Source organism: uncultured Microbacterium sp., from assembly GCF_964244775.1.
In the GTDB taxonomy this organism is placed as follows: domain Bacteria; phylum Actinomycetota; class Actinomycetes; order Actinomycetales; family Microbacteriaceae; genus Microbacterium.
Genome location: NZ_CAXTJR010000001.1, coordinates 1 through 26,870 on the forward strand (window position 1 = coordinate 1; position 26,870 = coordinate 26,870).

General features: G+C 66.3%; 24 protein-coding genes and 1 pseudogene. 11 read left to right on the forward strand and 14 right to left on the reverse strand.

Annotation, left to right across the window (positions count from 1 at the left end; genetic code table 11):
• Positions 1 to 188: 188 nt before the first annotated feature.
• The 3 genes from ACFE6Z_RS00005 to ACFE6Z_RS00015 form a co-directional block, all read right to left on the reverse strand.
• Positions 189 to 1,430 (reverse strand): reverse transcriptase domain-containing protein, encoded by a 1,242-nt coding sequence (locus tag ACFE6Z_RS00005; protein ID WP_375383650.1) that lies wholly within the window; start codon positions 1,428 to 1,430, stop codon positions 189 to 191.
• A 958-nt stretch (positions 1,431 to 2,388) separates the two neighbouring features.
• Entirely contained in the window at positions 2,389 to 2,745 is a 357-nt protein-coding gene (locus ACFE6Z_RS00010; protein WP_375383651.1) for a hypothetical protein, read from the reverse strand.
• Between the two features lie 91 nt (positions 2,746 to 2,836).
• Positions 2,837 to 4,060: an IS256 family transposase gene (locus ACFE6Z_RS00015; RefSeq protein WP_375383652.1), complete on the reverse strand. Its 1,224-nt coding sequence runs from the start codon at positions 4,058 to 4,060 to the stop codon at positions 2,837 to 2,839.
• Between the two features lie 500 nt (positions 4,061 to 4,560).
• Between ACFE6Z_RS00015 and ACFE6Z_RS00020 the strand changes: the two are divergent.
• Positions 4,561 to 5,785, forward strand: a pseudogene (locus ACFE6Z_RS00020) (IS3 family transposase).
• Here ACFE6Z_RS00020 and ACFE6Z_RS00025 read toward each other — a convergent pair.
• The 3 genes from ACFE6Z_RS00025 to ACFE6Z_RS00035 all read right to left on the reverse strand — a co-directional run bounded on the left by ACFE6Z_RS00025 (position 5,786) and on the right by ACFE6Z_RS00035 (position 8,292).
• Positions 5,786 to 6,523 carry a potassium channel family protein gene (locus ACFE6Z_RS00025; protein ID WP_375383653.1) on the reverse strand — a complete coding sequence of 246 codons (738 nt, stop codon included), beginning with the start codon at positions 6,521 to 6,523 and terminating at the stop codon, positions 5,786 to 5,788. It abuts the pseudogene before it with no gap.
• Between the two features lie 162 nt (positions 6,524 to 6,685).
• Positions 6,686 to 7,102, reverse strand: coding sequence for a hypothetical protein (locus ACFE6Z_RS00030; protein WP_375383654.1), 417 nt, complete (start codon positions 7,100 to 7,102; stop codon positions 6,686 to 6,688).
• 182 nt (positions 7,103 to 7,284) lie between these two features.
• Positions 7,285 to 8,292, reverse strand: coding sequence for a LacI family DNA-binding transcriptional regulator (locus ACFE6Z_RS00035; protein WP_375383655.1), 1,008 nt, complete (start codon positions 8,290 to 8,292; stop codon positions 7,285 to 7,287).
• Positions 8,293 to 8,522: 230 nt separating this feature from the next.
• On the opposite strand from ACFE6Z_RS00035, the gene ACFE6Z_RS00040 reads away from it, so the two are divergent.
• Genes ACFE6Z_RS00040 through ACFE6Z_RS00055 form a run of 4 tightly spaced genes read left to right on the forward strand, consistent with a single transcriptional unit; the run spans position 8,523 to position 13,574 of the window.
• Complete coding sequence (locus ACFE6Z_RS00040; protein WP_375383656.1) at positions 8,523 to 9,779, forward strand: extracellular solute-binding protein; 1,257 nt, start codon at positions 8,523 to 8,525, stop codon at positions 9,777 to 9,779.
• A gap of 11 nt (positions 9,780 to 9,790) precedes the next feature.
• Entirely contained in the window at positions 9,791 to 10,792 is a 1,002-nt protein-coding gene (locus tag ACFE6Z_RS00045; protein ID WP_375383657.1) for a carbohydrate ABC transporter permease, read from the forward strand.
• Positions 10,792 to 11,652, forward strand: coding sequence for a carbohydrate ABC transporter permease (locus ACFE6Z_RS00050; protein WP_375383658.1), 861 nt, complete (start codon positions 10,792 to 10,794; stop codon positions 11,650 to 11,652). The genes ACFE6Z_RS00045 and ACFE6Z_RS00050 overlap by 1 nt, the downstream gene beginning before the upstream one ends.
• The gene (locus ACFE6Z_RS00055) at positions 11,649 to 13,574 is read left to right on the forward strand and encodes a glycoside hydrolase family 127 protein (protein ID WP_375383659.1); all 1,926 of its coding nucleotides are present in this window, start codon (positions 11,649 to 11,651) and stop codon (positions 13,572 to 13,574) included. The genes ACFE6Z_RS00050 and ACFE6Z_RS00055 overlap by 4 nt, the downstream gene beginning before the upstream one ends.
• On the opposite strand, the gene ACFE6Z_RS00060 is transcribed toward ACFE6Z_RS00055, so the two are convergent.
• Entirely contained in the window at positions 13,567 to 14,301 is a 735-nt protein-coding gene (locus ACFE6Z_RS00060) for an MBL fold metallo-hydrolase (RefSeq protein WP_375383660.1), read from the reverse strand. The genes ACFE6Z_RS00055 and ACFE6Z_RS00060 overlap by 8 nt on opposite strands.
• A gap of 61 nt (positions 14,302 to 14,362) precedes the next feature.
• Between ACFE6Z_RS00060 and ACFE6Z_RS00065 the strand changes: the two genes are divergently transcribed.
• Positions 14,363 to 14,800, forward strand: a complete 438-nt coding sequence (locus ACFE6Z_RS00065) for a MarR family winged helix-turn-helix transcriptional regulator (RefSeq protein WP_375383661.1) — start codon at positions 14,363 to 14,365, stop codon at positions 14,798 to 14,800.
• 6 nt (positions 14,801 to 14,806) lie between these two features.
• Here the strand turns inward: ACFE6Z_RS00065 and ACFE6Z_RS00070 are convergent, their stop codons facing one another.
• The gene (locus ACFE6Z_RS00070) at positions 14,807 to 15,748 is read right to left on the reverse strand and encodes a LysR family transcriptional regulator (protein WP_375383662.1); all 942 of its coding nucleotides are present in this window, start codon (positions 15,746 to 15,748) and stop codon (positions 14,807 to 14,809) included.
• 123 nt (positions 15,749 to 15,871) lie between these two features.
• On the opposite strand from ACFE6Z_RS00070, the gene ACFE6Z_RS00075 reads away from it, so the two are divergent.
• The 3 genes from ACFE6Z_RS00075 to ACFE6Z_RS00085 all read left to right on the forward strand — a co-directional run bounded on the left by ACFE6Z_RS00075 (position 15,872) and on the right by ACFE6Z_RS00085 (position 18,427).
• Positions 15,872 to 16,864 (forward strand): DUF1852 domain-containing protein, encoded by a 993-nt coding sequence (locus ACFE6Z_RS00075; RefSeq protein WP_375383663.1) that lies wholly within the window; start codon positions 15,872 to 15,874, stop codon positions 16,862 to 16,864.
• Between the two features lie 20 nt (positions 16,865 to 16,884).
• The gene (locus ACFE6Z_RS00080) at positions 16,885 to 17,916 is read left to right on the forward strand and encodes a methionine synthase (RefSeq protein WP_375383664.1); all 1,032 of its coding nucleotides are present in this window, start codon (positions 16,885 to 16,887) and stop codon (positions 17,914 to 17,916) included.
• A gap of 373 nt (positions 17,917 to 18,289) precedes the next feature.
• Entirely contained in the window at positions 18,290 to 18,427 is a 138-nt protein-coding gene (locus ACFE6Z_RS00085; RefSeq protein ID WP_375383665.1) for a hypothetical protein, read from the forward strand.
• A gap of 366 nt (positions 18,428 to 18,793) precedes the next feature.
• On the opposite strand, the gene ACFE6Z_RS00090 is transcribed toward ACFE6Z_RS00085, so the two are convergent.
• The gene (locus ACFE6Z_RS00090; protein WP_375383666.1) at positions 18,794 to 19,516 is read right to left on the reverse strand and encodes a DUF72 domain-containing protein; all 723 of its coding nucleotides are present in this window, start codon (positions 19,514 to 19,516) and stop codon (positions 18,794 to 18,796) included.
• A gap of 135 nt (positions 19,517 to 19,651) precedes the next feature.
• Between ACFE6Z_RS00090 and ACFE6Z_RS00095 the strand changes: the two genes are divergently transcribed.
• Positions 19,652 to 19,867 (forward strand): PLDc N-terminal domain-containing protein, encoded by a 216-nt coding sequence (locus ACFE6Z_RS00095; RefSeq protein ID WP_375383667.1) that lies wholly within the window; start codon positions 19,652 to 19,654, stop codon positions 19,865 to 19,867.
• On the opposite strand, the gene ACFE6Z_RS00100 is transcribed toward ACFE6Z_RS00095, so the two are convergent.
• The 4 genes from ACFE6Z_RS00100 to ACFE6Z_RS00115 all read right to left on the reverse strand — a co-directional run bounded on the left by ACFE6Z_RS00100 (position 19,857) and on the right by ACFE6Z_RS00115 (position 22,729).
• Positions 19,857 to 20,774, reverse strand: a complete 918-nt coding sequence (locus ACFE6Z_RS00100) for a carbohydrate kinase family protein (RefSeq protein WP_375383668.1) — start codon at positions 20,772 to 20,774, stop codon at positions 19,857 to 19,859. The two genes, ACFE6Z_RS00095 and ACFE6Z_RS00100, sit on opposite strands and share 11 nt — an antisense overlap.
• The gene (locus ACFE6Z_RS00105) at positions 20,756 to 21,664 is read right to left on the reverse strand and encodes a pseudouridine-5'-phosphate glycosidase (protein ID WP_375383669.1); all 909 of its coding nucleotides are present in this window, start codon (positions 21,662 to 21,664) and stop codon (positions 20,756 to 20,758) included. The genes ACFE6Z_RS00100 and ACFE6Z_RS00105 overlap by 19 nt, the downstream gene beginning before the upstream one ends.
• A 36-nt stretch (positions 21,665 to 21,700) precedes the next feature.
• A complete protein-coding gene (locus tag ACFE6Z_RS00110) occupies positions 21,701 to 22,051 on the reverse strand; it encodes an Lsr2 family protein (RefSeq protein WP_375383670.1) in 351 nt (116 codons plus the stop codon).
• 171 nt (positions 22,052 to 22,222) lie between these two features.
• A complete protein-coding gene (locus ACFE6Z_RS00115) occupies positions 22,223 to 22,729 on the reverse strand; it encodes a methylated-DNA--[protein]-cysteine S-methyltransferase (RefSeq protein ID WP_375383671.1) in 507 nt (168 codons plus the stop codon).
• Positions 22,730 to 22,949: 220 nt separating this feature from the next.
• On the opposite strand from ACFE6Z_RS00115, the gene ACFE6Z_RS00120 reads away from it, so the two are divergent.
• Complete coding sequence (locus ACFE6Z_RS00120) at positions 22,950 to 26,669, forward strand: AAA family ATPase (RefSeq protein ID WP_375384611.1); 3,720 nt, start codon at positions 22,950 to 22,952, stop codon at positions 26,667 to 26,669.
• Here ACFE6Z_RS00120 and ACFE6Z_RS00125 read toward each other — a convergent pair.
• A partial coding sequence (locus tag ACFE6Z_RS00125) for a hypothetical protein (RefSeq protein WP_375383672.1) occupies positions 26,662 to 26,870 on the reverse strand: 209 nt, incomplete at its 5' end. The genes ACFE6Z_RS00120 and ACFE6Z_RS00125 overlap by 8 nt on opposite strands.

Consider the following 26,870-nt stretch of genomic DNA (forward strand, 5'->3'; position numbering starts at 1 on the left):
TCCGCAATCGGAGCCGAACCCGTCAGCAGACTCAACAACCTGCCTGGACATCACACCTAGCTGGGCGATGATTCGACCACGCCTATCGAAAGGTTGGACCCGAAGTTGGTCTTAAGCCCAGATTGTTTCCGGGCAGGTCGCACTGAAGCTGGATACGGCTCGGTGTCGAGGATCCTACGCCAACTTCGTTAGTAGTTGGGTGTCAGATCGCGTTCCATGCTGTGGACGTGGAGACGAGTGCGACGAGCAAACTCTCGTTCCACCCATACGGGCCCATTCGCATTCATCCGTTGTTCTGTGACGCCATACACCTCTTCAAGAACAGCCCGCTTGTCGCTATCCGTGTACTCGTCGAAGTTGGGGATGTAACCCGTGGTATCGACTGATCGTCTAGCCCACTTGCGATAAGTTCGAATGAACGATTTCTGTTCCAGCCAATCGGTCACACCATTTACGCGGGCGAGCGCGCCGACGAAGTAGTCCAAGTCCTTCAGCAGGCCAATGTCGGTCAGCAAAGCGTAGTACTGCACCCATCCGCGGCTCTCCTTGTCGAGGATGCAACCGGTGATGCGCAGGTTCAGAAACCAGGCGAGTCGTGCGAGTGCAAGGAGCTGTACGCGCATGTCTGGCGACGCACGCTCGGTGGTATAGCGCGCGAAAGACAGGGCGATCGAGCGCTTCAAGCGGTGCACGCCAGACGACCTCACGCTCACCTCGGCGGGGGTTACTCGGTAGCCCAAGAACTCGAGGCCGTCACGGAGTCGTCCCCACTGGCTCTTGCTACTCGCCGTGTAAGGGTGAGGCTCGATTCCTATCGGAGCGAGGTGCTTTCGAACTTCTTGATAGATCTGCTGGTGCCTGTCCCGACGTGTGAGGAACACCATGTCATCGGCGTACCGGAAATACCTGACTGAGTCGTCGTCGCGCCATGTCACATCAAAACTATGCAACACCAACTCGGCAACCGAGTTGGAGATCGCGAGCCCCTGCGGAATGCCTCGCGTTCGAGGCTCTCCGTGCGCGGGCGCGTGGTCGGCAATCGTCGGCGTTCGCAGTGCCCGGAGGATGATGTTTTTTACTGCATTCACCCCAACATGCCTATCCAGCTCTTCTTCGACGGCCGCGTGTTCGACCGTAGGATAAAAGTTCTTGATGTCGAGCCGGATCACGTGGTCGAAGCCCGTATGTTGCGCGGTCTCGACGAGTCGCCTCATCACGCGGTGCGGCGACTGCCGCCGCGCGTACTCGGCGCCGAAAATCAGGGCGTTGTTCATGACTTGCATTGGGACGCGATCCCGCGCCGCGGCGATTGAGATCTGTCGCGGAGGGACCTCGTGAGTCTTGGGCGCCAACCGTTCGCGATAGGCGATGAAAGACCACTCCCCGGCCCTTAACTTGTCGCGAAGCGACAGGATGTGCGCCTCGTTCATCGAGTTCGCGTATGCCTCAGGGAGTTGTCCATCACGACCTCTCGTGGAAGACACCCGACCCAGACGGGCGATCATAGTCGCGAGCGTCGCCGCATCAGTCGCAAGATGGAATGCGAACTCCGCAAGCGCGTCAGTCACCGGACATCCCGGCGATAGCAGGAGACACGAGCGGCAACAGCCCAACTGTCAGCGCGACGGCCCCGGCCGTCAGATGCCCACCCGCGACAGGTTGTGCGCAATCGTCGAACGGGCTATTCACGAGAGTGTCGCCGCGTACGCGTCGTTCGACAACTTGCAAGCGATCCACCTCCGCTGAGTCAGCTCGGAGGTGACTCGTCGTCCAACGGAGGATTCCTTGGTATCGGAGTGCTGCACGCGCTGCGACCCGCCTTCTGCGTTGAACAACCCTCAGCCGCCTGCTTTCTCGCTCCATTCCATATTTGAGAGCATCCTCGCCTGGCCTGACGCTGCGCGAGGGGACCCGGTCGTCCCGGTCAGTGCCGTTGAGAGACGAATCGTCGAGACGATCGCTCACAGATCATCACTGCTTACGAAGAAGCTTCGCCGTCCGAAGACAGCCGCACCTAGTGCGCTTGGATACATTGCCCCCACCTCGGTGAGGGAACGACGACCGGGCCCCCGGCCGAAAGTATCACCTTGCGGCAGTCTGCGGGCGCACCCCGGCCAGTGGCCCGTCGAACGGTCGGTGCATGACACCGGGGACCCGGACTCTGGACCACTACTCGACACGCCACCGGCTTTCAGTCGACGCCGTCCGGCGCGATCGCCGAGTCAATCGCGCGCAGGAAAGACGCGCGCGCTCACCGGGGAACCGCTTTGCATGGCCCGTGGACTGTTCGGTTGGAACACGCGTTTCATCGGCAAGGGCATGGTCGGCCTCTGCGGCTTCGATCCCGCCATGGCAGATGCCGTCCTCATTCGACGTCCAGCCGTACATCTACGACCATGCACCCTTGAGTGCGGGGTGGATCGTCAGCCCGGCAGACTCTAGCTTGGATAAACCCTTGCCCAGGGTGCCTTCTCCAGTGACCTTCTTGACGACTGCCTCGACCGCCGAAATCGATTCCTTGATCGAGTTTATGTAGTCCGGCGTGGCCCTGTCTGCCAGCAGTTCGACGGCCCGATCTAGCGCATGACGTGCACCAGAAATCGCATATGCGTCCGCTTGAGCGCCGGTGATTGCCTCGGCCCCTGCGCTGGTGTCGACCGGGGTGATCTCCAAACCAACAAACCTGTATCCGATCAACTCGGACTCGAAACGCCCATTCAGTGCGTCGAGAAATGCCAGCTTCAACCCTTCGGACTTCGCCGTCTGGTGATGTTCCCAAGGTGACGTCCCGGTGAGTGGTGGAGATTCTCGACACCGTGCGGGATCAGTTGTTTGATTATGCCGCGGTCAGTTCCGGGATCGCCACCTCCTCGGTGTTGGCGTTCAGGAGCTTCATGGAGTGCTCGCTGAAGTAGCGGCGATCAGCGCCGTCCCATTCGTCGTGTTGCTCGATCAGGACGTGCCCGGCCAGGCGTAGCAGCGCGGCCGGGTTCGGGAAGGTGCCGACGACGTAGGTGCGGCGCTTGATTTCCTTATTGACCCGCTCGAGCGGGTTCGTGGACCAGATCTGACGCCAGTGCGCGATGGGGAAGCCGCAGAACGCGAGGATGTCGTTCTTCGCGTCCTCGAGCATGCCGGCGACCTTGGGATGCGAGTGGGTGAGCATCCGGACGACTTCGTGGAACTGGGTGAAGACGTGCTCGGTGTCGGGTTGCGCGAAGATCGTGCGGATAATCGACGCGACCATTGGCCCGGCGGTCTTCGGGACGTTGGAGAGCACGTTGCGCATGAAGTGCACCCGACACCGCTGCCACGACGAGCCTTGGAAGACGGTGTCGATCGCAGCGATCAGCCCCGTGTGAGCGTCACTGATCACCAGCTTCACCCCGTCGAGCCCGCGGGCCTTCAACGACCGCAGGAACGTGGTCCAGAACGGCTGCGACTCGGTGTCTCCGACCTCGAAGCCGAGGACTTCGCGGCGTCCGTCGGCGGCGACGCCGATCGCGACCACGACAGCTTGAGAGACCACCCGCCGGCCGATCCTCGCTTTGCAGTAAGTCGCGTCGAGGAACACGTACGGGTAGGTGGTGTCCGCGAGCGGCCGGTCGCGGAACGCGGCGACGTCCTCATCGAGGTTCGCGCAGATCCGCGACACCTCCGACTTGCTGATCCCGGTGTCGGCGCCGAGCGCCTTCACCAGATCGTCGACCTTGCGCGTGCTCACGCCGTGGACATAAGCCTCCATCACGACCGCGAACAACGCCTGGTCGACCCGGCGGCGTCGTTCCAGCAGCGATGGGAAGAACGACCCGGTCCGCAGCTTCGGGATCCGCAGCTCGAGATCACCAGCCGTGGTCGTGAGGGTGCGGGGACGCGTCCCGTTGCGTTGCGTAACCCGCGCGGGGGTGCGCTCAAACGGGGCAGCGCCGATGAACGCGGCCGCTTCCGCGTCGATCAGCTCCTGGTAGAGCGTCTCGGTCGCTGTCCGGATCCGGTCGTTGACATCGGTGAGTTTCAGTTCCCCGAGGAGCTCGAGGAGGGCAGACTGGTCTAGAGCCATCGTGCGCTTGTGTCTTTCTGTGAGTAGCTTTGATCGGTTCTCACTGACCATCGCACGATGGCTCACCAACGTCTACGACGAAGACAACCCGGCCGAATCCTCCACCACTCCAGGGGACGTCACCTGTTCCCAATTCATAACGAACGATTCCAGCAGGTCGAGCACCTCGTTCCAAGGACCGAGCAAGATGTGCTCCTTGACTCGCCTCCACACGATCGGGTCGTACGGCATCTCGTCGCGAGCCTGCTTGAACTGCCCGACCCAGACGGCCTCTAGGATGTCGTACTGCGTCGTGTCCCTGAAGAACTTCTCAAACTCTCACGGTAGAACCGCCAGCAAATTCCAAATCTCTAGCCGCGAGCGTTCGTCGAGGCTCTCCCGCTGGCCGAGCGTGCGAATCGCTTTGTAGCCATGCCGCTCGGAGAAGGAAGGGGACTGCTGCATGAATAGGTGACATCTGATCTGGCTTGCCCGAGTGGGCGGCCTGTAAGGATGGCATCGTGCCAAAGCCCTACCCGACCGAGTTCCGTGACGACGTGGTCCGCATCGCGCGCAACCGTGAGCCCGGAGTGACGATCGAGCAGATCGCGAAAGACTTCGGCGTCCACCCGATGACCCTTCAGAAGTGGCTGCAGCGTGCTGCGGTCGACGACGGAACCAAGCCCGGCCAGTCCCGCACCGAGGGTGCCGAGCTGCGGGAAGCGCGGAAACGGATCCGGCTGCTTGAGCAGGAGAACGAGGTTCGGCGGAGGGCGGCGGCCTATTTGTCGCAGGCGAACCTGCCGGGAAAAGGTTCTACCCGCTCGTGACTGAGCCCGCCGTCTCGGGGATTCCCGTGTCGGTGACGTGCCGAGGTTCTCAAGCTCTCACGCCAGCCCACTACCGGTGGCTGGCGGACCCCATCACGCCCAGCGAGGTGGTGGAGGCGTATCGGGCGAGCGCGCTGTTGGACGCGCACAAGGATGACCCGGAATTCGGGCACCGGCTCCTCGCCGACGAGGCTGCGGAGGCGGGCGAGGCGATGGCGGATCGGACCGCGTGGCGGATCGCGTCGGCCAGAGGATGCCGATGAGCAGCGCGGGGATCGCCAGCGGCTGGTTCAGCGCGTTCGGCAAAATCAAGCGCGGCAAGGGACGCAGGCCCGGACCACCCGTGCACGATGACTTTTGCGCTGTCATCGACGAGGACGGACGAACCCGGCACGTGTTCGCCGCCGAGTCTCCGAACGAGCTCTGGCTGGTGGACATCACGGAACACAAAACCGCGGAAGGCAAGCTCTACTGTTGCGCGATCAAGGACGTGTTCAGTGGACGTATCGTCGGGTACTCGATCGACTCGAGAATGAAGTCCCGACTGGCCGTCCAAGCCCTAGAGAACGCGGTCGCGATGCGCGGCGACGTCGCCGGCTGTACTGTTCACAGCGACGGCGGCAGTCAATTTCGAAGCCGGGAATTCCTGCGTGCCTTGACCCGCCACCGCATGGTCGGATCGATGGGCCGAGTCGGCTCCAGCGCCGACAACGCGGCCATGGAATCGTTCTTCGCCCTGCTCCAGAGGTACGTCCTCGACCGCCGATCCTGGACCACACGCGAGCAGCTGCGCATCGCGATCGTCACCTGGATCGAACGCACCTACCACCGCGGTCGACGCCAACCCCGACTCGGGCGTTTGACCCCGGTCGAGTTCGAGACCATCATGAGCACGACCGCCGCATTGGCGGCGTGACTACAACCTGTCACCTATCCGTGCAGCAATCCCGAGTCCGCGGATCATGCTTTTCAGTTCAATGATTTCGCGGCGAAGGTCCTCGACCTGGCTTTCAGTTGCAGCGGCGGTCTTCGTGGTTTGGTCGGCGACGCGTTCGACGATCCACGATGCAAGTGTGGCGGTGACGACGCCGATGAGTGCGATCCCGCCGATCATGAGTCCGACGGCGACGATCCGACCGGTGAGTGTGACGGGGTAGAAGTCTCCGTAGCCGACAGTGGTGATGGTGACGAAGGCCCACCAGATCGCGTCGGGGAACGTTTTGATATCGCTGGCGCCGTTTTCAGCATCCAGGACCGCAAGAGCGGCGATGAAGATTGTGAGCACTGTCGCGCCGACCGTATAAATGACGACGCGGCCGCGCAGGACGTTGCCTGTGCCGCGACCGATGATGGCGAGCACGGTGAGAAACCGCATCAGACGGAGAGGCCGGAGCATGGGAAGGACGACAATGGCGAGATCGAGAAGGTGCCGATAGAACCATCGCCATCGGTTCTCGGCGATTGTCAGGCGCGTGACGTAGTCGACGAGAAATATCGCCCAGGTGACCCAGAGCACAGCCTCGCAGAGCTCATTCACGAACCCGTCGGGGTGAGCGATGATCTGCGTCGCGTAGGAGATCAAGAAGAGGATTGCGGCGATCGTGAGCGGCCATTCGACGGCTTTGTCCCACTTCGCGATGCGTGCAACGTACATGCCGGTGATTATCTCAGCGATGCCCGACCGGTCGCGGTTGAAGGACCGGTCAGCGGTGAGGGGTGGAACAGGTTAATGCACTCACTAGGTTCGGCGGCACACGCAGAAAGTGGCCGGGAGTAGGCTTCGTTGCCTCACTCCCGGCCACGAGACCTGCGTTCCTTACGCCTCGCGGGTTCGACGCGTAGCTGCGGAGTCGCTCGATCGTGCCTGAACCGACGTCTCTGGGGCGGTCTTGGAGAAGATGACGACCAGGATGACGGCGACACCGACCACCACGTGAGGCAGCCAGACGTTCAGCGCTGCCGACGAGAAGCCGAACAGGAACGGCGATGCGATGAGGAACAGGCTGGCGACGATGTCGAACACCAGGTGCACCGGCATCGGGATCAGCTTGAACGGTCCCCATTCGTAGCGGGTGAACAGGCTGTAGACGATCAGGCCGATGCCGAGCACGATCGGGATGATGACGGCCGCACCGCCGTAGCTGACGAACCCGAAGATGAAAGGGGCGAGAATCAGCGCAATTGCGACGATGTAGTCGAGGGCGCCATGGACTTTAGTGGGAATGAATCTCATGTCCTGTGTTCGAGGCACGGCGATGTTCGGATTGCCGGTCGGCCACCACCGCGCCGAACACCCGCAGCACTCGCTGAGGTAGGAGCGGACAAGAGCGTGATATTCCGAGCATCCCGAGGCGATCGAGTGTGCAGAGTCTTACGTAGTCATTGCGCGAGGCCCCATCGAGCCCGCCGGGCTCGCTACGTGCTCTCGCGCGTGACGACCCGCCCGTGCACACGATGGATGCCGGCGGTAGCAGGGCCGGCCATCGACGTGAAGAGCAGCTTGGCAGCTTCGCGTCCCAGCCTTTCGAGGTTCAGGTCGACGCTGGTCAGCATGGGAAAAGCGCCGATCGTCATGGGCTCCCAGTTGTCGACGCCGATGACTCCCACGTCTCGCGGCACGTTGCGCCCACCCGCCCGCAGCGCGTCGAGCGCGCCCCGGGCGATCTGATCACTGCCGCAGACGAGGCCATCGAATTCGTCGCCGGCCTCGAGGAGCCGGGTGACGGCGGTGCGTCCCCAGTGCTCCGACCACGCACCGAACAGCGGCCGGCCCTGCACGAGGCTGAGGCCCTGCTGTTCAAGCACCGCGACGATGCCGTCTGCGCGCTCGTGCGCGGCGGTGTAGTCGGGGTCGCCTGAGATGTGGGCAATTCGCCGCCGACCGGTCGCGAGTAGGTGTTCGGCGGCAAGAGCGCCCGCTCCGGTGTCATCCGGCACGACCGATACATCCGACTCCGACTCGCTCGGCGCGTACGCGTAGACCACGGGCACCGGAAGCGACCCCGACAGCCGAGGTCGGGGATTCGTCCGGGAGCCCACCACGATGATGCCGTCGACGTTTCGGCGCAGCAGTGCGTCGAGGTGATACTTCTCGCGGATCGTGTCGCCGCGTGCATCGCAGAGCAGCACCGACACCCGCCCGGCGCCGAAGGCGTCTTCCGCGCCCATGAGAATCGGCAGGCTGAACCTGCCCTCGAGATCTCCGGTGATGAGCCCGACCGTGCCGGTCTGGCCGCCGATGAGGCTGCGCGCCGCCTCGTTGGGCGTGAACGACAGCGCCGCCGCCGCCTCTCGCACTTTGACGCGAGTGCTCGCCCGCACGTGCTGACGGTCGTTGAGCGCCTTCGACGCCGTGCCCATCGAAACCCCTGCGAGTTCGGCCACCTCGCGAAGCGTCGACCGCTTCCTCATTTCATCGGTCATCGTTATCCGGCACTCCTTGCGTCCTCGCGTCCTGCGTCCTGAATCGCGCGGGTCGCACGAATGTCATCGTTCCAGGTTTCCGAAACTCCCGCAACTTTTCTGACAAGTGCGTTGACGCGCCGGAATTAGAGGCTTACGATTCAGAAACCCTTTCATGGAGTTTCCGAAGGTACGGTGTCGTACATCTCGGCGCTGTCGGTATCAATGATGATCAGGAGCAGGTTCCGAAGATGAACAGCAAATCTCGTCTACTCGGTCGCGTTTTGGTCGCGTCGACGGCGGCGCTCGCCGTCGTGCTGACCGGCTGTACGCCGAGCTCGCAGGCCCCCACAGACGCGTCCGGGGGAGCACAGACCCTCACCGTGTGGCACTACTTCAGCGACGACAATCAGCTCAAGATCCTCACGGATTACAAGAAGACCTTCGAGGATGCCAACCCCGATGTGACGGTCGAGAACGTCTTCGTTCCCTACGACCAGCTGAACCCGCGGCTCATATCCTCGGCTTCCACGAAGACCGGCCCCGATGTGGTGGTCTTCAACGGCGCCGACACGAGCACGCTGGCGCTCGGCGGAGTGCTCGCCCCGCTCGACGATTACTGGTCGAAATTCGACGGGGCCGACCAATTCCCCGAGTCGGTCATCCACAGCCTCGACGACAAGGTGTACTCGGCACAGGGCTACGTGAACCTTCTGGGTCTCTGGTACAACGCCGACCTGCTCACCGAGCTCGGAGTCGAGCCGCCCAAGACTTTGGATGATCTCAACAGTGCGCTGGATGCGGCTGTCGCAGCGGGTAAGGGGGGCATCACCCTCTCGGGCCTGCCGAACTCTCAGGGTGAGTGGCAGGCGTACCCGTGGCTCTCGTCGTTCGGCTTCACCTACGTCGACCCGAAGCGCGAGCCCCTCGTCGAAGGGTTCACGGCCGTCCAGAAGTGGACTGCGTCGGGAGCGCTCACTCGTGAGGCATCGACCTGGGATCAGACGGTGCCGTTCCAGACGTTCGCCGCGGGCGGCTACGCCTTCGCCGAGAACGGCAACTGGCAGACAGGCACTGCCGAGTCGACCGCAAAGTTCAAGTACGGCGTCGTGCCGCTGCCGATCGGCGCGGACGGAGGGGTCTACCTCGGTGGGGAAGGCGAGGGTATCGGGGCGTTCAGCACGCACCCCGATCTCGCGTGGAAGTACCTGGAGTCGACATACTTCAGCGAGGACGGCGGCGTCACGGCGGCCACAACTGTGGGCAGCATTCCGGCACGCAAGGATGCTGCAGCCTCGGATTCGGTCACGTCCAACACCCTGATCGCTTCGTTCGCCGATTCGATCGCGAAGAACGGCGCGAACTATCCCGACGCGGCCATCCCGCCGGAGGCGATCGCGGATGTCGAACTGGCCGTCGGACAGGCCTGGAGCGGGGTCATCAGTGGCCAACTCACTCCGGATGCTGCAGCGGATCAGGTCATGGCGGCTCTCGATAAGTCACTCTGACACTGACGGCATTGACTCTGCCCACCCCCAACCCGCTTCCTCAGGAGTACCCCGTGTCGGATGTGACCGCAGCCACCCGCGGCAAGGTTCGCCCAGACACGATGAGGATGGGGGGTGGGCAGCGCCGCCGGCACCGGCTCGCCGGCGTCGGATCGAGCCGGCTGTTGCTCTACGTGCTGCCGGCCGCGGTCTTCCTCGCCGTCTTCGCGGTCTATCCGCTCGTGCAACTGCTGCGGATGAGCGTCAGTGGCGTGCGGGTGAGCAACCTCAGTGGCGACTGGCCTTTCGTGGGCTTGCAGAACGTCATCCAGAACTTCGGAGACGGCGCGTTCGGCAGCGTGATCGTCAACACGATCGTGTTCGTCGCGATCGTCACGGTCATCGGGCTCGTTGGGGGGCTGGCGGCTGCGATCTTGTTAGCACCCGTCGGCAAATGGCCTGGGCTCATCCTCGCTCTGCTGGTGTTCGTCTGGGCGCTGCCCCCCGTGGTGAACGGCAGCGTATGGAAGTTCCTGCTCGGCAGTTCGGGGCTTTTCAACACTGTGCTCATGGATCTGGGGATCGCGCAGACCGCAGTGCCGTTCCTGTACGACGACCGCATCGCACTGATATCGGTCGCACTCGTGAACGCGTGGGTGGTCGTGCCCTTCAACGCCCTCGTGTATCGCGCGGCGATGATCGGCATCCCCGCCGATCTGTACGAGGCGGCGCGAGTGGATGGTGCGTCGCGATGGCAGGAGATCCGTCACATCATCGTGCCCTCGGTGCGCCCGACCACGACCATCCTCACGGTCCTGACCGTGGTTTACGGATTCCGCTCCTTCGACTTCATCTACGTGATGACCTTCGGCGGCCCCGGCAGCGCCACGACGACGCTTCCGTTCCTGGGGTATGTGCAGGCGTTCGTGCGCTTCGACTTCGGTGTCGGCGCGGCGACCGCACTGATCGCGGTGCTGATGGTGCTCGTGCTCGCGGTCCTCTATGCGCGCAGCGTGCGGAAGGAGGAGAGGTGATGGCGGTGGTCGTCGCGTCCGGCGCCAGGACGACCCGCAAGCGGCGCGTCGCGCGCACTCCCGTGGCCAGCGCTCTGCGCGTCGTGTTGTTCCTGCTCTACGCGGTTCCGCTCCTGTGGATCGTGCTCACCTCGCTCAAATCGCCCCAAGACGTCATCGGCTCGCAGGCATCCCTGCTGTTTCGGCCGACCATCGACGCCTACGTGTCGGCCCTCTCCGACTCGGGCCTGTACACGGCGCTGCAGCAGTCGTTCGTGATCGCGGCGGGAACGACAGCGCTGACGGTCGCGATCGCGATCCCGGCCGGGTACGGACTCGCCCGATACGACTCGCGGATCACCACGATCGTGCTCGGCGCGCTCATCGTCTTCCAGATGCTGCCCCAGACGGCGAACGTCATCCCGCTCTTCCAGATCTTCGGCCAATGGCACCTTCTCGACACCAACCTCGGCCTGATCATCGCCGACAGCGCGTTGCTGACACCCTTCGCCGTGCTGCTGCTGCGGCCCTTCTTCCGCGCGGTGCCGTTGGCAATCGAGGAGGCGGCGGCCCTGGACGGAGCCTCCAGCATCCGCGTGTTCTTCTCAGTGATGCTTCCTCTGGCGCGCAACGGCATCGCCACCACCGCAACCCTCGTGTTCCTGCTCGCGTGGGGCGAGTTCCTCTACGCCGTGAACTTCTTCCTCTCGCCCCTCAACTACCCGTTGAGCGCGCTGCTGGCAGCTCAAGTGTCGGCCTTCGGCATCAACTGGCCGGGGCTGATGGCGCTTGCGGTGATCACGTCGGTGCCGATCCTCGTGCTGTTCTTCTTCACCTACCGGCTGCTGCGCGAGGGCCTGACTCTGGGAGCCGTGAAATGACCGCCTCGCCCGTCGTGCCCAGTCGGGGCATACTTACCCCGCTGGGTTCGCAGAATGCGCGCATAGCGGGTGGATTCTGGGCCGAGTTGCAGCAACTCAACGCCACCGCCATCATCGGCCACTGCTACTCGTGGATGGAACGCCTCGGCTGGATCGGCAACTTCGACGCCGCCGTCGAAGGTCGCCTGCCCGCAGACCGCACCGGGCGCGAGTTCAGTGATTCAGACGTCTACAAGCTCGTCGAGGCGATGGCGTGGGAGATCGGGCGCACCGGCGACCCGGAGCTCGCGCGATCGTACGAATCGTTGGTGGCGCGCATCGTCGCCGCTCAGGAGCCCGACGGATACCTCAACACCCGATTCGGTCGCCCGGGTCAGGGGTCGCGGTACTCCGACCTGGAGTGGGGTCACGAGTTGTACTGCTACGGGCACCTCTTCCAGGCGGCGGTGGCACGCAGCCGCACGCACGGCGAAGACGACCTCGTCCGCGCCGCTGTGCGGGCCGCAGACCATGTGTGCGAGATATTCGGCGCAGGAGGAATCGAGTCGGTCTGCGGTCACCCCGAGATCGAGTCGGCGCTCGTCGAGTTCGCTCGCGAGACCGGCGACCCGCGCTACCTGGAGCAGGCGCGGCTGTTCATCGAGCGCCGAGGCACCGGCACACTGGCAGACATCGAGTTCGGCCGCGAATACTTCCAGGACGACATTCCCATTCGCGAGGCGGAGGTGCTGCGCGGGCACGCGGTCAGGGCGATGTACCTGACCGCGGGCGCCATCGACACCGCGATCGAAACGGGCGACGACCCGCTCTTGCACGCGGTCGAGCATCAACTTGAACGCACGCGCGCCCGGCGCACGTACCTGACCGGCGGGACCGGGGCGCACCACGAGGGCGAGTCATTCGGCGGGGATTGGGAACTGCCGTCCGAACGTGCCTACAGCGAGACCTGCGCGGGGGTCGGCTCGATCATGGCCTACCAGCGGATGCTGCTCGCCACGGGCGAGGCGCACTACGCCGACATGATCGAGCGGCTTCTCTACAACATCGTGGCGACATCGCCGGCGGCCGACGGGCACTCCTTCTTCTATACGAACACCTTGCACCGACGCTCGCCCGGCACCGTCCCTGCCGCGGACGAGGTGAGTCCACGCGCGGCGGCGAGCATGCGCGCGCCCTGGTTCGCAGTGTCGTGCTGCCCGCCGAACGTGGCGCGCACGCTCGCATCGCTCGACGCCTACCTCGCGGCGATCGACGGCGACACCGTCTACCTGCAGCAGTACGCGTCGTCGCGGATCACGGCGGCGCCGGAAGGCGGGGCGGTGACGCTCGAGGTGGAGACCGACTACCCCCGCGGGGGACGCATCACCGTGCGGGTCGTCGAGGCGCCCGAGGTCGGCGCGCGGATCGCATTGCGTGTCCCAGAGTGGGCGGATGAGGGTGCCCGCTTGGTGGTCAACGGAGTCTCCCTCGACGCACAGCCCGGGTGGGTGAGGCCGGCGGCGCCGGTGCGCGTGGGAGACTCCGTCGTTCTCGAGCTGCCGGTGCACCCGCGGCTAGTGCATCCCGATCCTCGCATCGACGCCCTGCGCGGACAGGTCGCCGTCGAGCGCGGACCCCTCGTGATGTGCCTCGAGCGCGCGGCCGACGATCAACTGAGCGTCGAGGAGTTTCGCGTTGCGGGCGAGCCCCGCGACAGCGACGACGGTGTCGTCATCCCTCTGGTGCCGGTCTCGTTCGACGAGCACACGTGGCCCTTCGTCGGCACGCCGGCCGATCGGGCGTCGGGTGCTGCCATCGATGTGGCGCTCATCCCCTACTACCAGTGGGGCAATGCCGGCCCGTCTACGATGCGGGTGTGGATGCCGGTGCTCGACCATGATCGGGCCGCCGAGCCGTACCAAATTCCGGACAGTGTCAGCTGACCCCGGCCGCGATCGCTTCTTTGGCTGCTGCGGCGATGGAACCGATGTAGGGGTCGCCGTGCCCGGGCAGCACGAGAGAGGCATCCAGATCGGCGAGCACGTCTAACGAGGCCAGCGCCTCAGTGCCGCTTTGGGTGAAAGCCCGCGCGACCGTGCGCGGGCCGGAGCGGCCCACCAGGTCGTCGCGCGTCACGAGAGCGTCGCCGGTGAAGATCACCCCGGGAAACAGGAACGCCGCGCTTCCCGACGTGTGGCCAGGTACGGAGATCGCGATCGGGATGCCGGCGACGGGGAGCGTCTCGCCGCCAGTGAACGTGCGCACCGTCGTGACCGCCTTCGCCTTGAACGCTCCAGAGCGCGCGAGGTGAATCGGCACGGCGAGCATCGCCGGTCGGCGCAGAATGTAGCCCACCATCGACCGCTCCGCCTTCCAGTGTGTCGAGAGGGTGCTCGGATCCTGCACGATCGGTGCGTCAGCGGCGTGCACCCAGACAGGTGCTCCGCCGGCGTTCTGCACGCGCTGGGCGAGGCCCACGTGATCGGGATGCGCGTGGGTGAGGAGGATGGCGGTGATGTCAGCGACGGAACGGCCCAGTGCAGTGAGGAGATCTTCAAGCTGTGCGTAGTGGCTGGGTAGTCCAGCATCCACGAGAAGTAGTGTGCCCTCGCGATCGACCAGGTAGAAGTTCACCTTGTCGTCTCCGAGGCGGTAGATGCCCGGCGCCACCAGTTGGTCTGTAGGAGTATTGTTCTGTGACTGAATTATTCAGTCACCATATGATAGTTGGATGGATTCATCAAATGCTTTCGGGCCTGGCTACCTGCTCACCAAGATCGGACAGGTCATCACGCTGCGGTTCTCGGCGGCTCTCGAGCCGCTCGGCATCCGCCCCAAGCACTTCGGGCTGATGGCGGCAGTTGCGAGTATGCCGGCGAGCACGCAGCAAGACCTCGGGCGGGCGCTGGGCCTGGTGCCGAGCGCCATCGTGGAGATGATCGATGACCTGCAGACACTGGGCGCTCTGCGACGGGCGGAAAGACCGAACGATCGTCGGAGCCACCTCATCGAGCTGACCCCCTCGGGTCAGGAGTTGCTCGCGAAGGCGGCGGAGGCCGGCCGAGAAGTCGACGAGTCTGTGCTCGCCCCGCTCTCGCCCGCGAAGAGAGAAGCCCTTGCTTCGTCCGTCGCGATCATCGGAGCGGAACTCGGTATCGCGGGCAGTTAGAGCGGTTCAGCCGAGCAGTGCAACGCCGAAGCTCGCCACGACGGCCCGCAGTTCATCGAGGTACCGCTGTGCTTGCTGGGTGAGCGGGATGGCGGAATGGCCGATCCAGCCGATCTCGATGCGTTCGTCGACGTCGAGCGGGATGGCGACGATCGCCGGATCGAGGTCGTCGCTGATGATGCCCGTCGAGATCGTGTAGCCGTCGAGCCCGATCATCAGGTTGAAGATCGTGGCACGGTCGGAGACCCGGATCTCTTGCTTGCTCGACAACGTGGAGAGGATCTCTTCGGCGAAGTAAAACGAATTGTTCGCCCCCTGGTCGAAGGTGAGCCGCGGCAGGTCGGCGAGATCGGCGAGGGCGACGCGATCTCGCGAGGCGAGGGGGTTCTTCCGCGAAATGAAGATGTGCGGCTCTGCGAGGAAGAGCGGACGGAATGCGAGCCCCGAATCCCGGAGCAGTTTGTCGATGACGTTTCGGTTGAAGTCGTTTCGGTACAGGATGCCGAGCTCGCTGCGGAGCGTACGGACATCCTCGATGATGTCCCAGGTGCGAGCCTCTCGCAGCGAGAACTCGTACTCGTCCGCCCCGCTGCCCTTCACCATGCGGACGAACGCGTCGACCACGAACGAGTAATGCTGCGCCGAAACCCCGAGCAGGCGTCGCGACGGCGGCCGACCCAGGTAGCGCTGCTCGAGGAGCGCTACCTGCTCGGTGACCTGCCTGGCGTACCCGAGAAACTCCGCACCATCGGGGGTGAGCGTCACCCCGCGGGCGGAGCGTAGGAGGAGGGGGCGGCCCACCCGGGTCTCGAGGTCTTTCATCGCCGCCGACATCGTGGGCTGCGAGACATAGAGGATGTCGGCAGCGGCGCTGATCGAGCCCTCCGCGGCGACCTCGATGAAGTAGTGCAGCTGCTGCAGCGTAATACTGTCCGGTCCTCTAGCCATAGGCAAAGGCTATCGGGATGCATAGGCTCGTCGAGTTTGCTGATGGGCGCAATGTTCCGGCACGATGGCTGTACCTACTTTCCTTAGGCCGAGCCCGGCCGATCAGCTCCCGATTGGCCGCGCATGGCGAACGAGTTCGCATTCAACATCACCACCACCCGCTTCGACGAGGACTACTCGCCGTCGGACAGTTCTCGAATCACGACGAACTTCGCCAATCTGGCCCGAGGCGAGCACCGTCAGCAGAACCTCCGCAACGCCCTGACGATGATCGACCGCCGATTCAACGACCTCGCCTCCTGGGACAACCCGACCCGCGACCGCTACAGCCTCGAGCTCGAGATCATCACCGTCGAACTGGAGTTCACCGCGGGAGGCGAAGACCAGGAGTTTCCGCTGCTCGAGGTTCTCGACATTCAGATCGTCGACCGGCAGACCGGCGAACGTCACCACGGGATCGTGGGGAACAACTTCTCGTCGTACGTCCGTGATTTCGACTTCAGCGTGGTGCTGCCGGCGGCCACCGAGGCCGCGGGCAAGTTCACCGTCCCCGACGACTTCGGTGATCTGCACGGCAAGCTATTCCAGCACTTCCTCGACTCCGAGGTGTACCGGGAGCGCTTCCGCACGTCGCCCGTGATCTGCATCAGCGTGTCGACGAGCAGAACGTATTCTCAAACCGAGAATCACCACCCGATCCTCGGTGTCGAGTATCGACAGGACGAGTTCTCGCTGACCGACGAATACTTCGGGAAAATGGGGCTGAAGGCCCGATATTTCATGCCGCGCAACAGCGTGGCGCCGCTCGCCTTCTATTTCCGCGGCGACCTGCTCAATGACTATTCGAACCTGCAGCTCATCGGCACGATCAGCACGATGGAGACCTTCCAGAAGATCTATCGCCCCGAGATCTACAACGCGAACTCGGCTGCCGCAGGCGTCTACCGACCGAGCCTCGAGCAGCAGGACTACTCGCAGACGCAGATCGGCTACGACCGCGTCGAGCGCAATCAGCTCGCGAAAAAGCAGGGGAAGTACACGGAGGAGCACTTCGTGAACCCGCACAGAGACGTGCTGGACCAATGGGCCGCCAACTACCCCACTCCGGTCGCGTGACCGGCGGAGGATCACCGATCATGACCACACTTCTTCCCACCTCGATCGTCGGCAGCCTCCCGAAGCCCTCATGGCTTGCGGAGCCGGAGACCCTCTGGTCTCCGTGGAAGCTGGAGGGCGATGCGCTCATCGAAGGCAAGCAGGATGCGCTGCGGATCGCCGTCCAGGAGCAGCGCCACGGCGGCATCGACATCATCAGCGACGGGGAGCAGACCCGCCAGCACTTCGTCACGACGTTCATCGAGCATCTGACCGGGGTCGACTTCGAGCAGCGCGAGACCATTCGAATCCGCAATCGGTACGACGCGAGCGTGCCGACCGTCGTCGGCGCCGTGAGCCGCGAGAAGCCGGTGTTCGTCGACGACGCGAAATTCCTCCGTCAGCAGACCGATCAGCCGATCAAGTGGGCGCTCCCTGGCCCGATGACCATGATCGACACGCTCTACGACCGCCATTACAAGAGCCGCGAGAAGCTGGCGTGGGAGTTCGCGACGATCCTCAATCAGGAGGCGAAAGAGCTCGAGGCGGCCGGCGTGGACATCATCCAGTTCGACGAGCCCGCATTCAACGTCTTCTTCGATGACGTTCAGGACTGGGGGGTGGCGGCGCTGGAAAGGGCGGCCGAGGGCCTGCGCGCCGAAACCGTAGTGCACATCTGCTACGGCTACGGGATCAAGGCGAACAACGACTGGAAAGCGACCCTCGGGTCGGAGTGGCGACAGTACGAGAAGACGTTCCCGCTGTTGCAGCAGTCGACCATCGACACCGTCTCGCTCGAGTCGCACCACTCCCATGTGCCCATGGATCTCATCGAGCTCATCCGCGGCAAGAAAGTCATGCTCGGGGCCATCGACGTGGCGAGCGAGACGGTCGAAACCCCGGAGGAAGTCGCCGACACCCTCCGGAAGGCGCTCAACTTCGTCGACGCCGACAAGCTCATCCCCAGCACGAACTGCGGCATGGCGCCGTTGCCTCGGGATGTCGCGCTCGGGAAGCTGACCGCGCTGGGTGCGGGCGCGGCCATCGTTCGCGACGAGCTCGGCCGCGCGTAGCGGTGATCGAGTAGCGAGCGCCAGCGAGCGCGTGTTGCGGTGATCGAGTAGCGAGCTTGCGAGCGCGTGTTGCGGTGATCGAGTAGCGAGCGCCAGCGAGCGTATCGAGATCGCCCGGATTGGCGTAGTACGTCGGCTGAGGGGTCTCGATACGGCGCTGGCGCGCCTACTCGACCTCCGCGGGGTGGCGCTGGCGCGCCTACTCGACCTCCGCGGGGGGAGCTGGCGCGCCTACTCGACCTCCGCGGGGGGCGCTGGCCCGCGGCATCCGCGATGTCAAGTGCTCGTCGGGTGACGGCATCCGGGGATACCGTCGCATCAGCGGGATCGATGAGCCGCCTGGCCGCCGATTCGCTCGAGCAAAGGACACGACGTGGACGAGTCAGCACCGAGGATCGAAGAGCCCGCACCCGAGTCGGCGAGCGAAGGCGACGACCCGGTCGACAAGACCAAGGGCGTGCCGGACACTACCGACGAGAACGACCGGCCGGTCGACAACCCGTCCGGCTAGGGACCCCGCGGTGATCGAGTAGCGAGCGCCAGCGAGCGTATCGAGATCTCGCGGATTTGCGTAGTACGTCGGCGGGTCTCGGTACGGCGCTGGCGCGCCTACTCGACCTCCGCAGGGGGACGGGCGCTGGCGCGCGCCGCGGTGATCGAGTAGCGAGCTTGCGAGCGTATCGAGATCGCTCGGATTTGCGTAGTACGTCGGCGGGTCTCGGTACGGCGCTGGCGCGCCTACTCGACCTCCGCAGAAGGGCGGGCGCTGGCGCGCCTACTCGACCTCCGCAGCGGCGGGAGCGGCGGCGCTGGCGCGCGCCACGGTGATCGAGTAACGAGCGCCAGCGAGCGTATCGAGATCCCTTGCACCCGCGAGTCACGTGAGCGCGGAGCGCAGTGCCACAGCATCCCGCACCGCATTCCCGCCGCCGTCGTTGTTGAAGTACGCGTAGACCTGGTGCCCCTGCGCCTCCCACTCGCGAATGCGGTCTGCCCACCACGCGATCTCACCGGGGGAGTACGAACCGGCGTAGAGCGAGTGGGTGTCGGGCCCGTGCAGCCGCACGTACACGAGCGACGATGTCGCCCGCAGGATGCACGCGAGGCCCGCCCCGCTCATGACGCAGTACGCCGCACCGTGCCGCTCGAGCAGCGCGAAGACCGCCTCGTCGTTCCACGACGGATGCCGGAATTCGACCGCCGGCCGCATCCACGGCGGCACGCGCGCGAGGAACCACTCCAGGCGATCGTCGTCGCGCTCCATCGTTGGAGGCAGCTGCACCAGGAGGGGCCCGCGCCGCCCGGCCAGTTCGTGCAACCCCGCGGTCATCCGTTCGAGCCACTCCTCGGGGGCGTACAGCCGGCGCGCGTGGGTGAGCCCGCGAGGCGCCTTGACGGTGAGCTCGAACCCCTCCGGCAGACGATTGCGCCACGACGCGAACATCGCCGGTCGCGGCCAGCGATAGAAGCTCGCGTTCAGCTCGACCGTGTCGAACGCGCGCACGTAATGCGCGAGGCGCTCGCGCGGCGGGAGGCCGGGCGGGTAGAGCACGTCGCCCCAGTGGTCATAACTCCATCCCGACGTGCCGATCCGTGCCATGCAACCCTCCTCGCCGTTCGAGTCACGACGATACGAGCCCGGCCGCGCGCGGGCGCCGGCCTTGACAGAAGCGACATTTGGCCGTGCGAAGGCGGTCAACGACCGGGATGGTCGCGGGCGAGGCATGATGGAGTTATGGCACGCACGAACCTCTCCGAAATCAGCACTCCGGGGCGCATCGGCGTCGCGATCGTCGGTGTCGCGCAGGCGGCGTTCGCGTTCCTCGCATTCTGGGACCTCTGGCACCGCCCCGCGAGCGACGTCAAGGGCCCGAAGCTTGTATGGGCGCCCGTGCTTCTCATGAACTGGATCGGCCCGGCGTCGTACTTCCTCTTCGGCATCAAGCGCTGAGCGGCCGGCCGCCCACGATCGCAAGTGCGCGGGCTGCGACCTCGGCGCCGAACAGTGCCGCCGCGACAGCGTCGACACCGGCCGTCCAGCGTGCGAGAAACCCCGCGCAGAAGGCATCGCCTGCGCCGGTCGGGTCGACGACGGTGACGGATGCTGCCGCCACCGCGACCCCGTTCACCACGGCGCCGTCGCGGCCGAGCGTGAGCACGACCGTCGGGACGTCGAGGGCGGCGCAGATCTCGGCCGGCGCTACCCGGCCGGTGAGCGCCTGACCTTCGGCGAGTGTCGCGATGAGCACATCGGTGCCCGCGATCACGTCGAGGAACCTGTCGGCGCCGAGGGCGACGATGTAGGCGACCGACCCGGGGTTGACCGAAACCGTGGCCCCGGCACCCTTCGCCCGTCGGATCAGCCGCGCGAACGCCGCACCGTCAGAGGCGGCCATCGTGTGGCCGGTGAGGTGCAGGTGGCCGGGCCCGCTGAGGCCGTCGCCGTTGAGCAATCCGTTGCCAGCGAGGAGGTCCTCGCTGATCGCGTCGAGGTCGAGCAGGGCGTTCGCGCCGCGTTCGGTGAGGAGCGACCGGCGCTCGCCGTCGACGACCACGACGATCGTGCCGGTCGGCTCATCCACGGGCTGCAGTCGGGCGTCGACCCCGGGGAGGAGCGCGGTGTGACGCGCCACGTCGGCGGCGGCCACCGCCCCGACGAACGTCACGGGTGTGCCGAGCTTGCCGAGCCACGCCGCGGTGTTGGCGGCCGAGCCGCCGGCGACCCGCCGGATCGTGCTGGGGGTGTCGGTGTCGGCAACGATCGGGCCCGAGGGGATCACGACGATGTCGTCGATCACGTCGCCGACGACGAGGATGCGCTTCTTCTCGTCGCTGAGTGTCACAAGCCGGCGGCCCACGCGGTCGCGATCTGCCCGGCCACCCGCACGTTGTTGCGCGCGAGGTCGAGGTTGACCTCGAGGCTGCGGCCCTCCGACAGCTCGACGATCCGCAGCAGCAGGAACGGCGTCACGGCCTTGCCGCGGATGCCCGCCGCGTCGGCCTCGCCGAGTGCCTGGGCGAGCACGCGGTCATGTTCCTGCGGATCCCATTGCTGCTCGAGCGGCACGGGGTTGGCCACGACGATGCCCTGACCGCGACCCAGAGCATCCTGCGCCCGCATGATTGCGGCCACTTCGGCGGCGCTGTCGACCGACCAGTCGAGGGTGTGCGCACTCTCGCGCAGCCAGAAGCTCGGGAACACGGTGGTGCCGAACCCGACGACCGGCACGCTGAGCGACTCGAGGCGCTCGAGCGTCGCCGCGATATCGAGCACCGATTTCACCCCGGCGCTCACGACGGTGATCGGGGTGACCGCGAGAACTGACAGGTCGGCCGACTCGTCGAAGCTGTCGCTCGCCCCACGGTGCACACCGCCGAGGCCCCCGGTCGCGAAGACGCGGATGCCGGCGAGAGCGGCCAGATGCGACGTCGCGGCGACCGTCGTGGCGGCGTTTCCGCCGCGCGCGGCGATGATCGGCAGGTCGCGCACGCTGGCTTTCGCGAGGTCGTCGTCGGCGATCCGGCGCACGCCTTCGGCGTCGAGGCCGATGCGCGCGACACCATCCAGCACCGCGATCGTCGCCGGTGTCACGCCTTGGGCGCGCAGCATCTCTTCGAATTCGACCGCGGCTTCGTGATTGCGCGGACGCGGAAGTCCGTGCGAGATGATCGTGGATTCCAGCGCGACAACCGGGCGATTCTCGGAAAGAGCGGTTGCGACTTCGGGGGCTACGACGATGGCACTCATATGTCCATCATCGTCGCCGCGAGAAGGGTGTGACGGTCAGTGCGCCGCTTCGTACGCGTCGATGACGGATGCCGGAACCCGGCCCCGCTCCGACACCTGATAGCCGTTCTCCTTCGCCCACGAGCGCACCGCGGAGTAGTCCTGCTGACCAGGTCTGCGCCGCTTCGCGCTGGAAGACGAACCGGACGAACCGCGGCTCGTGGAGATCGACCGTGCCGCGGATACGTAGGGCTCCCAGGCGGCGCGTAGCGCTGCCGCATTCTGGTCGGTGACGTCGATTTCATATGCGACACCGTCAAGGGAAAAGAGGACGGTCTCACCTGCGCCGACTTCGATAAGGGTGCCGTCGAGGTCGTCGATGAGCTGATGAACAATTTTTCGTGCCATGTAATGCACTATATCCGTCGGGAATGATTTCCGCCCAGAATTGTCGTAAGCACAATTCGGGCAATACGAGAGTTCATTCTCTTTGTGACAGTGAGGTGCAGTGCCCCGCGAGGTTCGGGTCCTCGCGGGGCACCGCGTCAGGGATGCCGGCGGCCTACACGCCGGCTCCCGTCATCCTCCGGCCGCTTCCAGGTCGAGGAGGAATCGCTTGACTTCGGGGTGCCCGCCGTACTCGCCGATGGATCCGTCGGCCCGGATGACCCGGTGCACGGGCACCACGATCGAGAAGGGGGTGGTGGCGCACGCGGTGCCCACGGCGCGGCCCGCCCGGGGGCTGCCCGCCGCGATCGCCACCTCGCCATAGCCGGCCGTCTCGCCGTACGGGATCTCGCGCACGGCCTCGAGCGCTGCACGCGTGAACCCGCGGACGAACCGCCAGTCGAGCGCCAGATCGAAGCTCTGACGCGTGCCGTCGAAGTATCCGCCGAGCTGCGTCGCCGCGTCGGGAGCGATCTCGTCGTTTTCCTCAGGAACGGGCCCGAGAAGGTGCGCGAGCCGCTCCAGCTCCTGCTCGACGGAGGAGTGCAGCGGATGCAGCATCGCGATCCCCTCGTCGGTGGTCACCACCATCACATCGCCGATGGGGGAGGGGATCAGGCGGAATCGGCTCTCGGTCATGGCTCCATCCTGGTGCGGCCGCATCGGGGTCGTGGGCGCGCACAGCCGGTCGGTGGATGAGCGCCGGGCGGACGCGCCTGGGGAGGAACCGCTGATCAAAACGGCGTGTCGCCGGGCGACAGCATCCGGGCAATACCGCGAAACCCGCCCGGGATGCCGGGCCGCCGCGGCACGCGCGCTTAGGGTGTCTCGTGTGTGGCGAGTTGATGGTAGTGCCGTGATCGGTGCAGACGATGCTGTGCCCGTGGCATCCGTGCATCCCGGTGATCTCGGCGTTCCGGAGCCGGGGGTCACCGTGATGAATGCGGCCGACCCCGAACGCGCGCGTCTGCGCGCCCAATCCGCCGAACTCGGCGGCCGCTCGACGCTGCTGCATTTCGCCGGTGGGCGCGATGCGGGCATCGACGGGCAGGACGCCGGAATCGAGATCACCCAGGCGCACCCCGGCAGCCTGCCGCAGTTCATCACCGGCCGCTCGACGCTGCTGTCGAACCTATTCCGCGACGAAGTGGCGCTGCGCAATGCGCGCCTCGCCGCCGAGCGCATCACGGCCAAGAACGTCGAACTGCGCACCGCACGCGGCATCGAGGCCGTGCGCCTCGCGGTCGGCCTCGCCTCGTGGCGCATCGGCGGCGTCAGCTACTCCGCGCCCGTGCTGCTGCGCCCCCTCGCGATCCGTCGTCATCACACCGACTTCGAGCTCAAGCTGCACGGATCGTTCACGGTCAACCCCGAGTTCGTGCGCGCGCTGCGCACCCACTTCGGCATCGCCTTGAACGGGCCGGCCCTGGCCGCGCACGCCTACGAAGGCGGCCTCTTCAAGCCGCAGCCCGTGATCGATCACCTGCGCGCGCTGACCGCGACGATCGACACCTTCACGGTGCACCCGCGCCTGGTCATCTCCACGTTCGCCGACGTGGGGTCGTCGATGGCGCGGGATGCGGCGAACCTCGATCACCCGATCCTCAACGCGCTCGCCGGCCACCACGACGACCGCGCAGCGCTGACCGCCCGCCGCCCCGCGCCCGTGGTGCAGAACCCGGACGAGCGGTCTCCGGCATCCGACAACCTCCTGCTGGATGCGGATGCCGAGCAGGAAGCGGTGCTCGCCCGTATCGCGGCAGGGCATTCGCTCGCGGTGCACACGTTGCCGGGAACCGGCGGCACCCAGACCGTGATCAACGCGCTCGGCGCACTCGTGCGCGAGGGCAAGAGCGTGCTGGTGGTGAGTGCTCGCCGCTCGACGATCGAGGGTGTGCGTCATCGCCTCGCCGGCATCGGCCTGGGCGGTATGGCGGTCTCGCCGCGTCACGTCCAGCGCGACCTCATCCGCGCGATCGGGCGCAACGAGAAGGCCACGCAGCCCAAGGTGTCTGACGTCGACGAAGCGCTCGTGCGGCTGCGCAGCGTGTTGCGCGACTACCGCGGCGCGGTGATGACCCCCCACCCGCGTCTGGGCGTGTCGACGCTCGAGATGCTGCGCACCCTGACCCGGCTCGCCTCGACGAGCCCCGCCCCGTCGACCACCGCGCGGTTCGACATCGACACGCTGGAGCGGCTCGCGCCCGCGCGTGACGAGGCAGCCCGTACGCTCGCCGCGGCCGCGCGGCTCGGTGAGTTCCGCTTCGGCCCCGACGACTCGCCCTGGTACGGAGTGTCGTTCGACACGACCCGTGCCGCCCGCATCGCGCACGGCCTGGCCGCGACCCTGCACCGCCAAGACGTCCCCGGGCTGCTCGAGCGCGGCTACGAACTCATCGCGCAGACGCGGATGCGGCCATTCGGCACGATCGCGGAACTCGGGGTCTACCTGCGCCTGCTGAGCGGGATCCGCGACTCGCTCGACCGCTTCAGCCTCACCGTCTTCGAGCGCCCGCTCGTGGAACTTATCCAGGCGCACGCCCCGCGGCGCGACGCACCGAACCTGAGCGGCCCCGACCGCCGCCGGCTCCGCCGCCTCGCCCGCGAATACGTGCGACCCGGCGTGCACATCACCGACATGTACGAAGCGCTCATGCGCGTGCAGCAGCAGCGCACCGAGTGGCAGCGGTTCGTCGATGCCGGCGTGGCGCCGGAGGTGCCGCTCGGGCTCGCCGATGTGCACGTCGCGTGGCAGCGCGTGAACGCCGAACTGGCCGACCTCGACGTGATCCTCCGCCGATCCCCGGGCAACGAGCTCGTCGGCCTCCCCGTCAAGACGCTCGTGCGCACCCTCGCCGGCCTCGCGGCCGAATCCGACGTCTTCGACAACCTCGTCGAGCGGGCCACGCTCCGCACCCGGCTCGACGAACTGGGCCTCGAGCCGCTCCTGACCGAGCTGTCGGTGCGGCACGTGCCCGAAGATCGGGTGGGCGCCGAGCTCGAGTTCGCCTGGTGGCAGTCGGCGCTGGAGCACGCGATGCGCAACGACCGGGCGCTCTTGGGTGCGAACACGGCCGTCGTCGAACGTCTGGAGCGAGACTTCCGGCTCGTCGATGAGGCGCATGCCGCAGCATCCGGCCCGCTCCTTGCCGCGCAGCTCGCGACGCAGTGGCGCATCGGGATCGTCGACCACGCCGACGAGGCGGCTGCCCTCAAGGCAGTGCTGAAAGACCCGTCGACCACACCGCGTGCCCTGTTCGCAGCGGCCCCGACGCTGATGCGCACGGTCGCGCCGGTCTGGCTCGCGTCGCCCTACGACGTGCCCGAGCTGCCCGACAACCAGCGCTTCGACGTGGTGATCATCGCGGATGCTGCGGCCCTGTGCCTCGCTGAAGCCGCGCCCGCTCTGCGCCGCGCCGGTCAGGTGATCGTGTTCGGTGACCCGGTCACGCAGCGGCCGACGCCGTTCCGCGTCGCGTCGGGCCGGCCGGTGCCCGGGGAGGATGAGCCCGAGGAGCCGTTCGAGAGCACGTCGGTGTTCGAGCGCCTCGCCGAGCTGCTGCCGGTCGAGACCCTGACCCGCAGCTACCGCGCCGGCGGCGAAGACCTCGCTGCGCTCGTGAACGATGCGTTCTACGGCGGCGAGATCGTGTCGCTCCCGTGGGCGGGCTCGTACCTCGGGCGCGGCAGCCTCAGCGTCGACTACGTCGAGGGCGGCACCGGCGCGCCCGACCCCGTGAGCGGTGCCGTCGAGAGCCCCGACGCCGAGGTGGCCCGCGTGGTGACGCTCGTCGTCGAGCACGCCGTGAACCGCGGCAGCGAGTCGCTCATGGTGGTCACCGCCAGCGCGAAGCACGCCGAACGCGTGCGCGCCGCCGTCGAGGCGGCCTTCGCCGGGCGCTCGGACGTCGCCGACTTCGTCTCGCGCGACACCGCCGAGCCGTTCGCGGTGCTCACCCTCGAAGAGTCGGTGGCCGAGAGCCGCGATCGCGTCGTGTTCGCACTGGGCTTCGGGCTGACTAAGCACGGGCGTGTGCTGAGCGACTTCGGCGATCTGTCGACGCCGGACGGCGAGCGGCTTCTGACCGTGGGCATGACGCGCGCTCGTCGTTCGATGGTGATCGTGTCGAGCATCCGCCCCTCCGCCTTCGATGACGGACGCCTCGAGCACGGCGCTGCGACGCTCATGGAGATCCTGGGCGGCCTCGCCGCCCGCGCGCGCGATGCGCGCCTGGAAGACCTCGCCGACCCGCTCACGCTCGCCCTGGCCCGCGAGCTGCGGCGCCTCGGCATCGCCGTGGATGTCGACTACCGCGGCCTCCTGCCCCTCGTCGCGCAGTACGGGGGCAAGGCCGTCGTCGCCGAGAGCGACCCCGAGACCGTCGGCGAATCGCTGCGTGAATCGCTGCGGCTGCGCCCGCAGATCCTCCGCCGGCTCGGCTGGCACTACGTGCGCGTGCACGCGTTCGACCTGTACAGCGATCCTGCGGCCGTCGCGGTGAGGATCGCGGGGATGCTGGGAGTCGAGCCCGAGACGCAGACCGCCGACACCGACACCCAGCCGATCGATGTCAGCTGATGACCGGCAGCGCATCGTCCGGGTGCCGGGGTCGCGACGCGCGCGACTGACCCCCGCTCCGGGCTCGACGCAGGAGCCGACGGCGGCTGACGAGGCCGAGCCCGGCGCGCCCGGGGCGAACGATGATCGCCTGCGGCAGGACGTGCCGCCGCACTATTGACCCCTGCCGCCCGCGGTGGCGCGGTGTCGCGGTGATCGAGT